The following is a 14,303-nucleotide window of genomic DNA, read 5'->3' as shown; positions in this document are numbered from 1 at the left end:
TAGTCGCGTATTAGCAAGTTTGCCATGTAATATTTTTATATGCTAGAGCAATTCTTAAATAGTCACTGTGGTAAAAATGATATTTATAAATATAAGACAAAAAATTGCAGCCACACCAGAGATGGTAAAAAGTACCTTACTTGATCACGCGCAGTTACATCGTTTTTTTAATGCTAAATTTTTACTTATTAAGTCGCAAAATAGTGGGGAAGTGGCTGGGGGTAAAGGCGCTATAAGGCAAATACAGATGTCTGGCCTTGAGTTTAAAGAGCAAATTATAAGTGCAGATGATAACCACATAAGCTATCAAATAATAGGTAATAAGCCGGTAGCAAAGCATCAAGGTGATATCTATTTTTCTGCAGCTGAGGATGAAGTAACCCCCGTTACAGCCATTACTTATTGCATACAATGCGCTGCACCTTGGTGGCTACCTAGTTTTATACTTAAGTTTTTTATTGAAAAAGACATAGTCAGTGCACTTAAAAAGTTAAATAGCCACTTTAAGGAGCAAACTATATGAGCATTGAAATCATTTTATTGGCTTTAAGCCCCATCTTTTTGGCGTTTGTTTGTTATGAATTTATTAAATTTAGACGCTACTATAATATCAAAGACAGTTTAGCTAATGCGGTACTAGCATTAATGCATCAAGGCGCTGATGCTATTGCACTACTTATACTAATGCCTTTTTTTTACTGGCTTTACGAGTATCGTTTATTTGATATAGAGCTTTCTGTAGTCAATGTATTATTTGCTTTTTTACTGCAAGATTTTTTGTATTACTGGTTCCACAAAGCATCTCATCACATTCATTGGCTTTGGGCCGCGCACGTTGTACATCATAGCTCCACTAAAATGAATTTTTCTACCGCATTTAGGCAAAGTTTAATGTACCCAATTGCAGGAATGTGGGTATTTTGGTTACCCATGATATTACTTGGCTATGATCCCATTACCGTGTTTACCGTGGTAGCGCTTAATTTGGCATATCAGTTTTTTGTGCACACCCAAGTTGTAGGTAAGCTTGGCTGGTTTGAAAAAGTATTTAACACGCCTTCACATCATCGAGTTCATCATTCTATTAACGCAGGCTATTTAGATAAAAACTTTGCAGGGGTGCTAATCATCTGGGATAAGTTGTTTGGCACTTATGCGGTTGAAGAGCCAAGTAAACCTTGTAAGTACGGTATTGTAGGGCAGCTAAACAGCGACAATCCATTTAAAATAACGTTTCACCAATGGGCATACTTAATTAAAAGTACCTACAGAGCAAAAGGTGTGAAAGCAAAGTTAAATGTATTGTTTGGCTATCCAACAAGCGCCATAAAACATAAGTGAGTTATTGTGTTTTTTTGCTTCGGGGCGCGCCAAGTGTAATGCAAATATGGCAAATACATACCGACAAAAAAGCACTTATACCTAGCGCACCGCCGTATCCATCTAGCCGTGGAATTAGGTATTCAAACAATATTGAAAAAATAATGGCAGAGCTGGTTATTGTATATATTCCAAAGCGATGGGGGGCGCTCATACCTATAAACGTCCCGCCAAAAAATATAATACTATAAAGTGCAGGATTGAAGTTAAATGCGCTAAAAATTAGGTAGGCAATAATAGACAGTGAAGCGGAAGCTCTTATTGCATCAAAGCGATTATGTTTAGCTAAAAAAAATGTTAAAAATGCGCCTAGTAATGTTATTAATGGGTATTCAAGGCTCATAGCGCAATTCCTCTAGCTAACACAAATATTGCAACACTTGCAAAAGCAACACTGCCGAGCTTACCGCCAAAACCAGTAAATAAGTTCATAGTAAGTACGTACAAGCTCGCGCCTATAATCGAAATAATGGTAATTTCCCAATAGCTGGTAATTAAATTAGTCGAGCACATTCCTGCAAAGCTACCCGCATAAATAGCGGCATACGGATGATTTTTAACGCTTTTAGGAAAAGGTATAAAGGAGCCAATAAGCCCTGTTAACGCCGCCGATATAACTAATGGCACATTAAACGTTGTATGCATCACAAAGCAAGATACAAAGCCCATAAAAAAAGTGATGAATTTTAAAGATAAGAATTTAATCATAGTGTACGTATTTTAAAGTAAGTCTTTTAGGTTTAACAGCACTGCCTGCAAATAGCATAGTATAAGCAAGGTAATAAAGGGGTTTATTAAAGTATTAAATATGCTCAATTGTTTCGCTGTTAATGTTCTATAAATTACAATTTATGTATAATGCGCGAAATTTAGTATATTAAAAGAGTTAACCAAGGGTAATTTATGTCTAACTGCTTACATCTAGCTATCCCAGCTGGCGATTTAAAAGTGACTACAGCGTTTTATTGTGACGTACTTGGTTGTAAAACCGGTAATAGTGAAGAGGGTCGATGGGTTGATATTGACTTTTGGGGTAATGAATTAACACTACATCAAAGTGTTGAACGCCTACCAACAGTTCGTCACGATGTAGATATGGGCGCTGTGGCGGTTCCTCATTTTGGTATTCATTTATCTGAAAGCGACTTTAACGATTTAAAAGCACGAATTGATCACGCTGGAGTTGAGTATTTAGATAAACCTTATCGTCGTTTTATTGGTGATGAGTTTGAGCAAGAAACATTTTTTATTGAAGATCCAAATGGTAACGTACTTGAAATGAAAACCATGGTAAATCCAGAGGTTTTATTTAAAAAAATATAGTTTGCACTCGTGCTATTGAACGCCACTTTTGTGGTGGCTTTTTTATGGGCTAGCTATATAGCTGGGAGACTACCTCACTAGGGGTTTTATTAAAATGGCGTTTAAATTCGCGGCTAAATTGCGATGCACTGGTGTAGCCTACTTTTAACGCGGCTTCATTGGCTTTGCTGCCGTTGGTTATAATGAGTTCCTTTGCTTTAGCTAAACGTACTTTTTTTAAATACTGCAATGGTGACTCAAAAGTGACTTGTTTAAAGGCGCGATGAAACGACGACACACTCATGTTTACATCTTCAGCTAAACCCTCAACAGTTATCTGGTTGGCATAACTGCTGTGCATGGTCGAAAGTGTTCGAGCGATACGAGCATAATGCCCATCATGCATCGCAAGGCCTATTAAAGTATGTCCTTGCGGGCCGCAAAGTACCCGATATACCAATTCTTTTACGATATCTTCGCCAAAAACTTCGGCCTCAAGCGGATTATTTAAAACCGTTAACAGCCTATGAGTTACGAGTTCCATTGTGGTATCTAAGGTGGCTGACTGCACGGCCCCAGTTTGTATCGACGCTGAAGATGTAGCAAGCGGTTTGTGTTGCATCATTTGATTGACGAGTTTGTGTAGCATTGCTGGGTTTATATCTATAGCAATGCCCATAACGGGCAGATCGTTATCTGTAAACGCTTCACACTCTAATGGCACCGGTACACCAAGCACTAAATAATCGCCTTCGCCGTATCGTATTTGATGATCAGGAAAGTGAATCACTTTATGACCTTGCCCAACAATAATAATGCCTGAGTTATATATAAGCGGCTGACGCGGTGAACTTTTAGTTGCTCGATGAAAATATACCCCAGGAATAATAGTTTCCATAGTGCCTTCAAAGCCGAGTAAAAGATTATGCTCGGCGTATTGTTGCAACATGTTGGCTATCGTGGGCATTTAAAGCATCTTTATTTATGTGTATTTTGCGTAAAATAACAATTTTGATAGTTTTAGGCAAGCTTTAGCGAGTTACTGGGCTTTTTTTATGTGTTTTTTGCCATTAATATGCACTCATCGATACTTTGTTAGGTAACTAAGTAAAGTACTCAGCAATAAACCGTCACTAGGAGCAAATAATGAAATTTAGCTACGTAAACCCAACACTAATTCAGTTTGGCCAACAACAAATTGCCGCACTAACAGACTTGATCGCAAAAGATCAAAAAGTACTTGTAGTATACGGAGGCGGTTCGATTAAAAAGAACGGCGTGTACGACCAAGTTGCTGCAGCACTCAACGATTTTGATTGGGTAGAGTTTTCGGGCGTTGGTGCTAACCCAACAATTGAAGTACTAGACCAAGCGGTTAAAATCTGTAAAGAGCAAGACATCGACTTTGTACTTGGTGTAGGCGGCGGTTCAGTAATTGACGGCGTTAAATACATTGCAGCCTCTGCAGTTTACGATGGCGAAGGTTGGGATATTCCGACAGGTAAACACACTATTACCAGCGCATTACCAATTGGCGCAGTATTAACATTGCCTGCAACAGGTTCAGAATCTAACCAAAACTCAGTTGTGAGCAAAGAAGCAACGAAGCAAAAACTACCGTTTGCTTCACCAGAGGTGCTTCCTAAATTTGCGATTATGGACCCTGATGTAATGAAAACATTACCACAGCGTCAATTGGTTAATGGTTTGGTTGATGCGTGGGTTCATACCTGTGAGCAATACTTAACGTTCCCACAAAATGCATTAGTTCAGGAAGGTTACGCCGAAGCACTTTTAAGAACGCTTAAAACACTGGGCGATAATTTTGAAAACCAAGACGATGCATGGCGTGCCAACCTTATGTGGGCGGCAAATCAAGCACTTAATGGCTTAATTGGTTCTGGCGTATCGCAAGATTGGGCAACGCACATGATTGGCCACGAGCTTACCGCAGCATATGGCGTTGACCATGCGCGTTCTCTTGCTATTGTTCAACCTTCTTTGCTACGCAACCAATTTGCAGTTAAAAAAGCAAAGCTTGAGCAAATGGGTAAAAACGTATTTGGTCTTGCGCAATCTGACGACTTAGCAGAGCAAACAATTGCAGCAATTGAAGCGTTTTACCACAGCCTTAATGTAGCTACTGAACTTACTGAACATGGCGATGATAAAGCCGCTGCTATTGACAATATTATTGGCAAACTTGAATCCCACGGCATGATTGCCCTTGGTGAAAACCAAGCTATTACGCTAAAAGAAAGCCGTGAAATTTTAGAGCAAGCAGTTGTTTAACATTTAAATTATTAAAACCACCGACGTTTTATTGTCGGTGGTTTTTGTAGTTCACAAAATGTTATTTATCTATTGTATATACCTAAACACCTCAAGGTGTAAGTTTCAGTTGGTGTAAAAGCGATGTAGGCAAGGCATTGATTGCAAATAATAGCTGTTCTATTTTTAAAATCAATAACGCAGTATATATCGCTTTAAACCAACCATTTGGGCGCTCCACAGGCATTCACTCTCTGCGTTGCGACTGCTTAAAAGAAGTTGCCATTGTTACAAAATATCGCCTTGATATTAAGCGCCTGTGAAACGCTGAATTTTGCATCTTGAGGTGGTTTGGGTATAGATAATATAAGAGATCATTTTAATTTGTTAAAAGCGCTTTATTGTAGTTTGTGAGTAATATACTATGTGGCTTCAATTGGTTAGATATTTTACAGTAACCCTTAGTGGCAGGAACAGCATAAAGCATGCGCTCAAACCGTTTTTTAATAGTGATATTATTAGTGCTTGTACACAGCTTTATTAGCTGTGATGGCGCTGCGTATCATTTGCAAGAAGACGTTGATCATGTAACCAGTTCATTATCGCAAGACGGCTCTTCAGCCGATGATAACCAAAGCGATAAAACATCAACTACCGAAATTCATGCCCACCAACATTGCCATTGTGGCTACAACAGCACCTCTAACCATTCAATAAGCCCAGAGCAAAGTAAAGCAACTTCGCCTGCGTGCTATAACGGGTTAAATTACCCGCCAGACGTACCGCCACCTAATTTTTATAGCTAGTTTTTAATTTTAAATACTTTGTATATACGGCCTGCGCTTATGCGTTTTTTAGGTTCTGTTATATGCATATTTAGGTTACTTGATACACGTTTGGTTTTTATTTTTTAATACCAATACCGTGATCAAGTTAACTCTGTTTGTTAAAAAACGGACACGCTATATGAATAAAAAACCAATTATGCTGGTGGCGCTAATGTGCGCGCTACCTGCTTTTAGTACTTTGGCGAATGTTAAAACATTAACCCTTAAGCAGGCGCTGAGTAATACCGAACAACAAAATCCGGTATTAAAACGCTACCCTTATCATCAAAAAATATTGAGTGCGCTTAAATCTCAAGCTGCACTTTCGCCTAATCCTGTATTAAATGTTGAAGCCGAAAATTTACTGGGCACTAACGATGCGCGTGGTATTCAAGGCGCTGAAATAACGCTCGGGCTTAGCCAACTAATAGAGCTAGGCGATAAACGCCAAAGCCGTATTAATTACGCAACCGCCAATATTAAAGTCCAAGCAATACAGTATCAAAATACCCGTTTAGCCTTATTAGCAACCACTGCTGAGCGATACTACCAAGGGCTTAAATTTCAAACCTTATTAAGTTTAAATAACGAGCGTAAACAGGTAGTAACCCAAGCACTTAAAGCGATTGAGCAAAGAGCTAATGCGGGGGCAGCGTCGCAAGCTGATGTAACACGTATGCGCTATGCACTTAGCCAAGTAGAGCTTGATAAAACGGTGCTTAACAGTGAGTTTGAGCGAGCAAGTTTATCGCTTAACGAGCTATGGAGTGAGGAGCAATCCTACGATACTTTTACTGGCAATATTAATGTAATTACTGCGCTTAAATCAGCACAAGCACTTTTAGATGCGGTTAACCAAGCTCCTGAATTTGCATTATTACAGCAGCAATATTTACAGCAAACAGCTAACTTAACACTGCAAAAAGCAAACGGACAAACCGATATTAATATAGGGGGAGGTGTGCGCTATAACCAGCAAAGCGACTCCAGCTCATTCGTGTTTTCGTTTTCTATGCCACTGCAATTAAGTAACTCTAATAGCGGCAATATTACAGCTGCTAATAACCAGCTTACACTTTTAAATGAGCAGCAAGGGCAATTGCGCATCCAGCTACGCCAGCAAGTGCGTACCTTGTACGCTTATTATCAAGGTCTAGCTAATCAGGCAAAGCTATTATCTGATCAAATTATTCCTCAGGCACAAACATTGATTGAGCAAAGCCTAAAAAGTTATCAACGCGGACAAATCTCGGTGTTACAACTACTTGATGCTCAACAAGCACTTTTTGATTCTAAACGCACACTTATTACCACTCACGCAGAGCTGTACCAAGTGCTACTTACTCTTGAGCGTTTAACTGGCCAATCTTTAATTGAGACTCATCAATCATGAATAAAAATATAATCGCATTACTAGTATCACTTTCGTTTGCCAGCAGCTTTGTAAGTACAGATGTATTTGCCTCTGCCGAGCATGGCGAGTCAGGTCATAAAGAAGCTGATCAACACGAGCAAAAGCAAGGCCCGCACGGCGGTTTTTTATTAACTGATCCTAAGTTAACTCTTGAACTTAAACTGCAAGAATTTGCAGGTAATGTTGAGCTGCGCATATACGGCTATAAGCAAAACAAGCCGATTAATATGAGCGACTTAAATATAACAATGAGTTTAAAACGCTTAGTTGAAGCGCCGCAAAACATACAGTTTACAGCTGAAGGCGACTACCTTGTAAGCACGCAATCAATTAACGAACCACATTCGTTTGCACTTGCCGTTACTGCTAATTATAAAGGCGAGAGTGTTAGCTATGAATACGACCAACACGAAGGCCGTACCACGCTAACAGAGCGAGCTATTGAGCGCGCAGGTATTAAAACTGAGGTGGCGCAAAGTGGTGACGTTGATATTACCGATACGCTTTTTGGTGTTATTGCGCCAACGCAGCACGGCACGGTAGAAGTAATGGCGCCGTATATCGGATTGATCAGTGATATTTTTGTAAGCATTGGTCAAAGCGTTAAAAAAGGCGACGTACTTGCCAACGTAACTAACCGCGAAACACTGCAAAATTACGCCATTAAAAGCCCAATTAGTGGCGTTGTAACCGAGCAATATTTAAAGCGTGGCGAGCTTGCAAGCACCAGTGCACTTATGCAGGTAGTTAACCTCGATATAGTATGGGTTGAGCTGTCAGCGTTTCCTGAAAATATTGAAAAACTAGCCATTGGGCAAAGCGCTAAGGTGTACGACTTGCATCACCATTTAAATACGCAAGGCAAAGTGTTTTTTATAGCTCCAATGATGACTGGCGGGCACATAGCGCGTGCCCGTATAGAGCTTAATAACCCTGACGGGCATTGGCGCCCAGGCATGCATGTAAATAGCGATGTAAGTGTGGCTAAAATTAATGCCAGTGTGCGGGTAAAGCCACAAGCTATTCAAGAGTTTAACGGTCAACCAAGTGTGTTTGTCCGTAAAAACAATGTGTTTGAAGTGCGCCCCATTACCCTTGGTGCAAAAAATAGCGAGTGGGTTGAAGTACTGACTGGTTTAAACGCGGGTAGCGAATACGTAACAGACAATAGTTATGTCATTAAAGCTGATATTTTAAAAAGCGGCGCAAGCCACGCTCACTAGGAGGCACCATGATTAATTGGATAGTTTCTTTTGCGGTTAAACGCCGCATGTTGGTGCTTGCGCTTACGTTTTTATTTGCTGGATTTGGTGTATACAACATTCAAAATTTAGCGGTAGACGCAGTACCCGATATAACCAACGTACAAGTGCAAATTAATACCAAAGCGCAGGGTTTTACGCCATTAGAGGTAGAGCAACGCATTACTTATTTGGTAGAAACCGCCATGGCGGGCATACCTAAGCTTGATTACACCCGTTCGCTTTCGCGTTATGGGCTTTCTCAAGTAACAGTTATTTTTGATGAAGGCACCGATATTTATTGGGCGCGTCAGCAAATTGGTGAGCGTATTCAAAGTATTCGTTCCGACTTACCTAATAACGTAGAACCAAACCTGGGTCCTATTGCCAGTGGTTTAGGCGAAATATTTACTTATAGTGTGCATGCACAGCCCAATGCGTTAAAAGGTGATGGCACTGCTTACAACGCCGAAGACTTACGGACTTTGCAAGATTGGGTTATTCGTCCGCAGCTTTTAAAAGTAAAAGGCGTAACCGAAATAAACAGTCAAGGTGGTTTTGAGCGTCAATATCAAGTAGCGCCAGTGCCCGAAAAACTCATTGCCTATAAGCTTACTATTAGTGATGTAATTAGTGCACTTGAGGTTAATAACAGTAACCGAGGCGCAGGTTATATTGAGCGCTTTGACGGGCAATATTTAGTACGCTCGCCTGGGCAGTTAAAAACCATTGATGACATAGCTAATACCGTTATAGCTAAGCGCGACGATGCACCTGTACGCATTAAAGATGTGGCTAACGTGCTTTTAGGCAAAGAGCTTAGAACTGGCGCGGCCACTTACAACGGCGAAGAAACCGTGCTCGGCACCGCCATGATGCTAATTGGCGAAAATAGCCGCGTAGTAGCAAAAGCGATGGCTGATAAGTTAATTGATGTACAAAAAAGCTTACCCGCTGGCGTTATTGTAGAAGCGGTTTACGACCGTACTAATCTTGTCGACAAAACCATAGCCACGGTGCAAACCAACTTATTTGAAGGCGCTGTTTTAGTGATAGTGATTTTGCTATTACTGCTGGGCAATGTAACGGGGGCGCTTATTACGGCAATGGTTATTCCGTTAAGTATGTTGTTTGCCATTACCGGTATGGTGGGCAATCGCGTATCGGGTAATCTAATGAGCCTAGGTGCAATCGACTTTGGCTTAATTGTTGATGGCGCTGTAATTGTAGTAGAAAACTGCCTGCGTCAACTCGGCGTAGCTCAGCACAAACATGGCAGGCTACTTACTTTAAACGAGCGTTTAAATGTAGTGACTGCAGCTACCAAAGAAGTATTTACACCGGCTGTATTTGGCATTGTTATTATTATGCTGGTTTACTTACCTTTATTTGCACTAAGCGGCGTTGAAGGCAAAATGTTTCAACCAATGGCGTTTACTGTCGTTGCGGCGTTAATTGGCGCGCTTATATTTGGCGTTACCTTTGTGCCCGCTGCTATTGCTGTATTTGTTCGCGGTAAGGTTGATGAAACCGAAAACGCAGTCATGCGCGGCGTTAAAAAAGTGTATAAACCATTACTTGGTATATCGCTTAAATTACCGTGGCTGATGGTGGGTATTGCCACTGCATTAGTATTGGTGCTTGGTTTTAAAGTTAAAAATATGGGGGCAGAATTCTTACCGCAACTTGATGAAGGCGATCTTGCTATGCATGCGCTGCGCATTACTGGCACCGGTATTGAGCAATCAGTGCAAATGCAAAAAGAGCTTGAGCAAGCCATACTAGATCAACCTGAGATTGCTAACGTATTTTCAAAAATTGGTACTGCCGATGTAGCAAGCGATCCTATGCCGCCCAATGTTGCCGATACTTTTTTAATACTGAAACCGCAAGAAGAGTGGCCTAATCCAGCACTCACCAAAGCAGAATTGGTGCAACAAATTCGTAGCCGTGTTAACGATGTACCTGGTAACAATTACGAATTTACACAACCAATAGAAATGCGCTTTAACGAGTTAATTGCTGGTGTGCGCGCCGATGTTGCATTGCGTATTTATGGTGATGACTTAAGCGTACTTAAAGAGTTTGGCGAAAAAGCCACAGAGCTAATGCGCAATATTGCAGGCGCTAGCGATGTACGTTTGGAGCAAATGGAAGGATTGCCAACACTTTCGGTAACACCAATGCGTGACCACATGGCGTTATTAGGTTTAAGCGTAAACGATATTCAGCAAACACTTGCCGCCGCTGTTGGTGGCGTGCAAACTGGGCTAATTTACGAGGGTGATAAACGCTTTTCGTTATTAGTGCGCCTTGATAAACGTTGGTCTAGTGATGTATCAGCACTTGCTCGTTTGCCAGTTGCTTTACCTAAAGATAGTAACCCAGAACTTGCGTTTGTACCGCTTGGCGAAGTCGCGACAATCAGCATCGAAAAAGGGCCTAACCAAATAAACCGCGAAAGCGGCAAGCGCAACGTCGTGGTAACTGCCAATGTAGAGGGGCGCGATTTAGCCAGCTTTGTAAGTGATGCACAAGCGAGCATGAATGAATCACTTAATTTACCAAGTGGCTATTGGCTTGAGTACGGCGGCACGTTTGAGCAGTTACAATCGGCAAGTAAGCGATTATCGTTGGTTGTGCCTGTTACTTTACTGCTTATATTTGGTCTACTGTATAGCGCCTTTGGATCGCTTCGCGACTCATTGATTATATTTAGTGGTGTGCCACTGGCATTAACGGGGGGTGTGCTTGCGTTATTGCTGCGCGATATGCCGCTTTCAATATCAGCGGGTGTGGGGTTTATTGCCCTAAGTGGTGTCGCGGTATTAAACGGTGTGGTTATGCTGTCGTTTATTAAGCAGTTACGAAGCGACGGCTTAAGTTTGTTTGAAGCAATTCACAGCGGTGCATTACAACGCCTGCGCCCAGTACTGATGACGGCGCTGGTGGCAAGTTTAGGCTTTATACCTATGGCGCTTAATTCGGGAACGGGTTCTGAAATGCAAAAACCTCTCGCGACAGTAGTGGTTGGCGGGATTATTTCATCAACTCTACTAACACTGTTAATTTTGCCCGCGCTTTATAAGTTAGTACATTCTAAATTTACTAAAAAAGCAGAAGCTGAATTAGTTTAAATACTAGCTATTGATAATGTAATAAAAAAAGCAGCTGTACTTACAGCTGCTTTTTTATTTGGGTAATTAATTAGCAAAAATACTACATTAATTATATTGAAACAGATTATCCCAACGTTCATCTAAAATAGCTTTTGCATGGTCTAAATTTAGCGCGCTATACACTTCATTACCTTCTATTTCGTTACTACACGTTACTAAACGCATGCGAACGAGCTTTTCAAGTGCATCGCTAATTTCAAAATCAAGATCGCACTGATATTTGCTTTTAAACCAATGCTCTATTTGTTCATCAAGCGTTTGTGCGGTTAAGCCACTTTCTGATTTTAATAAAAAAGTATAAGCAAGCAGGGCTTCTTTTATGTCTTCTTCTTCGGCGGCGTCAATAAGCGTGTGAAAAACACCCGCGTTATTATCGAGGTTTTTAAAGTAGAGATTATCGCTCAGCGCTTTCATAAATTTTATTTTACGGTTTTTAAACTTACTCCATTCTTTAAAAATAAAGCTGCCAAAAACCCCCATACCAATAGCAAAGGTAATAAAATGTTGCTGGGTCATTGCTACAGCTTCATTTCTAAACCCACCCCAAAAAGCAAGTAAGGCAAACAGCAATACTATTGATGCACCAAGTTTAGTTATAAGTACCACTGCGCCGCCAACTAAAGCTGATGAGCCAATAATGATTTTATCGATAGGGCGCATGCGTACTTCGCTATTAGGAAATAGCATTTCGAGATCAGCCTTTGGCACATTTTGAAATAGCTTTACTATGGTTGAACTGGGCTCAAACCCCATTGGCATTTTATTTTTAGCTGCAAAATACGCGCTGTCTTTAAAACGAATAAACACCGCTACGCGGTCGTAATTAGTAAAGTGCAGCGGCTTTTTACGCAAGCCCCAAAAACTGGTAATAGTTTCAGTGAGTTGTGACTCGCCACGGCGATAAAATACCACTTCTTCAAAGTCATCAAACTCAACCTCAAGGCGCACTTTAAATAGTGACTCTTCGTTTAATGCCTCTTGTAAATCTTCATTGGTGATCACTTCAAAATTAGCGGCATTAAGCACCTTAGCAAAATCTTTAGCAAACTCACGTTGGCACTGCGCTTTTTGATCAGCCGATACTGGCGCTAACGATCGCGTGTCACTGTTGGGATCAAACGGTGCGTAGTTGTTTTTAAGTGATTCAAGTGCTGAGTGGTAATCGTAATGAATAAGGCTCGCTAGTAAATCACAAAATTGTTTAAACGATGTTTGTTGTGTGTTGTTATTGAGCTCTTGGCTACACATATCAACAATATCTTGCTTTCTAAAGGGAATAAAACGCGCACTTTGCATAAATTAATAACTACTGTGATAGGGAATCTAACTGCATGGGCACATAATAAAATATTCTTATGAATATTACTAATTTGTTAATGCATTAGGGCGTGTTGAACATTGGTGGTTGAATTTGCAGCAGTGTGTTTGGTTTTTAGGCAAGGCAGAGCTTATGTAGTGTGGTTATTCCCCATAAATAGTTGATAACGCAGCATAAATACCAAACATACACTGCCCTTTGGGTTCTTTCTAGGGACGATTAACCCTTTGTTGCTCGGTTTTTACTTAGCCCACTAGGTTACAAACCTCGCGCCGCGATTTAATCGCCCCTAGATTGAACAAATTTCAATCCACAAAGGTCAATACGCCCTAGGGCGTGTTGACCTTTCGTGATTGATTTTGCAGCAGACTGTTTGGTATTTAGGCAAGGCAGAGTCTATGTAGTGTGGTTATTCCCCATAAATAGGCGATAACGCAGCATAAATGCCAAACATGCGCTGCCCTGTGGGTTCTTTCTAGGGACGATTAACCCTTTGTTGCTCGGTTTTTACTTAGCCCACTAGGTTACAAACCTCGCGCCGCGATTAAATCGTCCCTAGATTGAACAAATTTCAATCCACAAAGGTCAATACGCCCTAAGACCTGATAAATTTAGTGCATTGTTTTCAGCGTGTATTAACCTAAGTATGTAATTATTAGTTTGTTAAACAATCTAGTTTTATTTACAAGTGAAAAGGGAATGACTATGGCTATTCAAAAAAAACTCAAACAAAAAACACGCCAATTTATAGACTCAAAGCATATGCTTAGCGGTATTACGTTAGCGTCGTTTTTAGAGTCGACCATAGTGCCTATTCCACTTGAAGCTGTGTTAGTGCCAATGATGCAAGCGCGTCGTGAGAAATTATGGCTCATTGCACTAATGGCTACGTTAGGATGCATTGTTGGTGCGTTATTTGGTTATGCTTTAGGTTATTACTTATTTGATGCGGTTGGAGATTGGGTTATTAATACGTTTTCGAGTCCCGAGCAATTTGAAAACGTTAAACAGCAGATGCAAGACCAAGGGTTTTGGTTTGTAATAACACTGGGTATTGTGCCTATTCCGTTTCAAATAGCGATGCTTGCAGCAGGGGCTACTAAGTATTCTATCTGGTTATTTTTATTAGCAAGCGCAATAGCACGTTCAATTCGTTATTTTGGCTTGGCGATAGTGGTATATTACGCGGGTAATCAAGCTGAGCGTATTATTAGCAAACATAAAACTAAAGCAATGATAGGCTTAACTATTTTAATACTTGGGTTATGGGGAATTAATACCGTACTGTAAATGAGCAGTACATGCTCCACTACTTATGGTTTTATTTACAATGGCGTTATTATACTATGATTTTTCTGCAGTATTTTGAGC

Annotated in this window: 13 protein-coding genes; 9 read left to right on the top strand and 4 right to left on the bottom strand. The window is 40.6% G+C overall.

Translation table 11 applies throughout. The features are described from left to right. Window positions 1-76 precede the first annotated feature (76 nt). A complete protein-coding gene (locus ACJJVZ_RS16625; protein ID WP_182701756.1) occupies window positions 77-523 on the top strand; it encodes an SRPBCC family protein in 447 nt (148 codons plus the stop codon). Beyond that, the gene (locus tag ACJJVZ_RS16620) at window positions 520-1,341 is read left to right on the top strand and encodes a sterol desaturase family protein (RefSeq protein ID WP_077535855.1); all 822 of its coding nucleotides are present in this window, start codon (window positions 520-522) and stop codon (window positions 1,339-1,341) included. Before ACJJVZ_RS16625 ends, ACJJVZ_RS16620 begins: the two co-directional genes overlap by 4 nt. 1 nt (window position 1,342) lies before the next feature. Here ACJJVZ_RS16620 and ACJJVZ_RS16615 read toward each other — a convergent pair whose 3' ends face one another. Further along, window positions 1,343-1,723 (bottom strand): hypothetical protein, encoded by a 381-nt coding sequence (locus ACJJVZ_RS16615; RefSeq protein ID WP_077535854.1) that lies wholly within the window; start codon window positions 1,721-1,723, stop codon window positions 1,343-1,345. Then, complete coding sequence (locus tag ACJJVZ_RS16610) at window positions 1,720-2,088, bottom strand: hypothetical protein (RefSeq protein ID WP_226894496.1); 369 nt, start codon at window positions 2,086-2,088, stop codon at window positions 1,720-1,722. Before ACJJVZ_RS16610 ends, ACJJVZ_RS16615 begins: the two co-directional genes overlap by 4 nt. A 195-nt stretch (window positions 2,089-2,283) precedes the next feature. Here ACJJVZ_RS16610 and ACJJVZ_RS16605 point away from each other — a divergent pair, with 195 nt between their 5' ends. Further along, a complete protein-coding gene (locus tag ACJJVZ_RS16605) occupies window positions 2,284-2,703 on the top strand; it encodes a VOC family protein (RefSeq protein WP_405602052.1) in 420 nt (139 codons plus the stop codon). A gap of 49 nt (window positions 2,704-2,752) precedes the next feature. On the opposite strand, the gene ACJJVZ_RS16600 is transcribed toward ACJJVZ_RS16605, so the two are convergent. After that, window positions 2,753-3,649 (bottom strand): AraC family transcriptional regulator N-terminal domain-containing protein, encoded by an 897-nt coding sequence (locus tag ACJJVZ_RS16600; RefSeq protein WP_405602049.1) that lies wholly within the window; start codon window positions 3,647-3,649, stop codon window positions 2,753-2,755. 179 nt (window positions 3,650-3,828) lie between these two features. Between ACJJVZ_RS16600 and ACJJVZ_RS16595 the strand changes: the two genes are divergently transcribed. From ACJJVZ_RS16595 to ACJJVZ_RS16575, 5 genes are all read left to right on the top strand, one after another. Beyond that, window positions 3,829-4,974 (top strand): iron-containing alcohol dehydrogenase, encoded by a 1,146-nt coding sequence (locus tag ACJJVZ_RS16595; protein ID WP_405602046.1) that lies wholly within the window; start codon window positions 3,829-3,831, stop codon window positions 4,972-4,974. Window positions 4,975-5,438: 464 nt separating this feature from the next. Then, the gene (locus ACJJVZ_RS16590) at window positions 5,439-5,759 is read left to right on the top strand and encodes a hypothetical protein (protein ID WP_405602044.1); all 321 of its coding nucleotides are present in this window, start codon (window positions 5,439-5,441) and stop codon (window positions 5,757-5,759) included. Window positions 5,760-5,919: 160 nt separating this feature from the next. Beyond that, on the top strand, window positions 5,920-7,173 hold the full coding sequence (locus ACJJVZ_RS16585; protein WP_405602041.1) for a TolC family protein: 1,254 nt from the start codon (window positions 5,920-5,922) through the stop codon (window positions 7,171-7,173). Continuing rightward, window positions 7,170-8,417, top strand: coding sequence for an efflux RND transporter periplasmic adaptor subunit (locus tag ACJJVZ_RS16580; RefSeq protein WP_405602038.1), 1,248 nt, complete (start codon window positions 7,170-7,172; stop codon window positions 8,415-8,417). Before ACJJVZ_RS16585 ends, ACJJVZ_RS16580 begins: the two co-directional genes overlap by 4 nt. An 8-nt stretch (window positions 8,418-8,425) precedes the next feature. Then, entirely contained in the window at window positions 8,426-11,572 is a 3,147-nt protein-coding gene (locus tag ACJJVZ_RS16575) for an efflux RND transporter permease subunit (RefSeq protein WP_405602035.1), read from the top strand. 87 nt (window positions 11,573-11,659) lie between these two features. On the opposite strand, the gene ACJJVZ_RS16570 is transcribed toward ACJJVZ_RS16575, so the two are convergent. After that, complete coding sequence (locus ACJJVZ_RS16570) at window positions 11,660-12,910, bottom strand: TMEM143 family protein (protein ID WP_405602033.1); 1,251 nt, start codon at window positions 12,908-12,910, stop codon at window positions 11,660-11,662. Between the two features lie 727 nt (window positions 12,911-13,637). Between ACJJVZ_RS16570 and ACJJVZ_RS16565 the strand changes: the two genes are divergently transcribed. Next, window positions 13,638-14,222, top strand: coding sequence for a YqaA family protein (locus ACJJVZ_RS16565; RefSeq protein ID WP_405602030.1), 585 nt, complete (start codon window positions 13,638-13,640; stop codon window positions 14,220-14,222). Window positions 14,223-14,303: the final 81 nt, after the last annotated feature.

The organism is Pseudoalteromonas sp. Ld19, from assembly GCF_045064135.1.
In the GTDB taxonomy this organism is placed as follows: domain Bacteria; phylum Pseudomonadota; class Gammaproteobacteria; order Enterobacterales; family Alteromonadaceae; genus Pseudoalteromonas; species Pseudoalteromonas aliena.
This window is presented reverse-complemented; position numbering and strand designations above follow the sequence as displayed.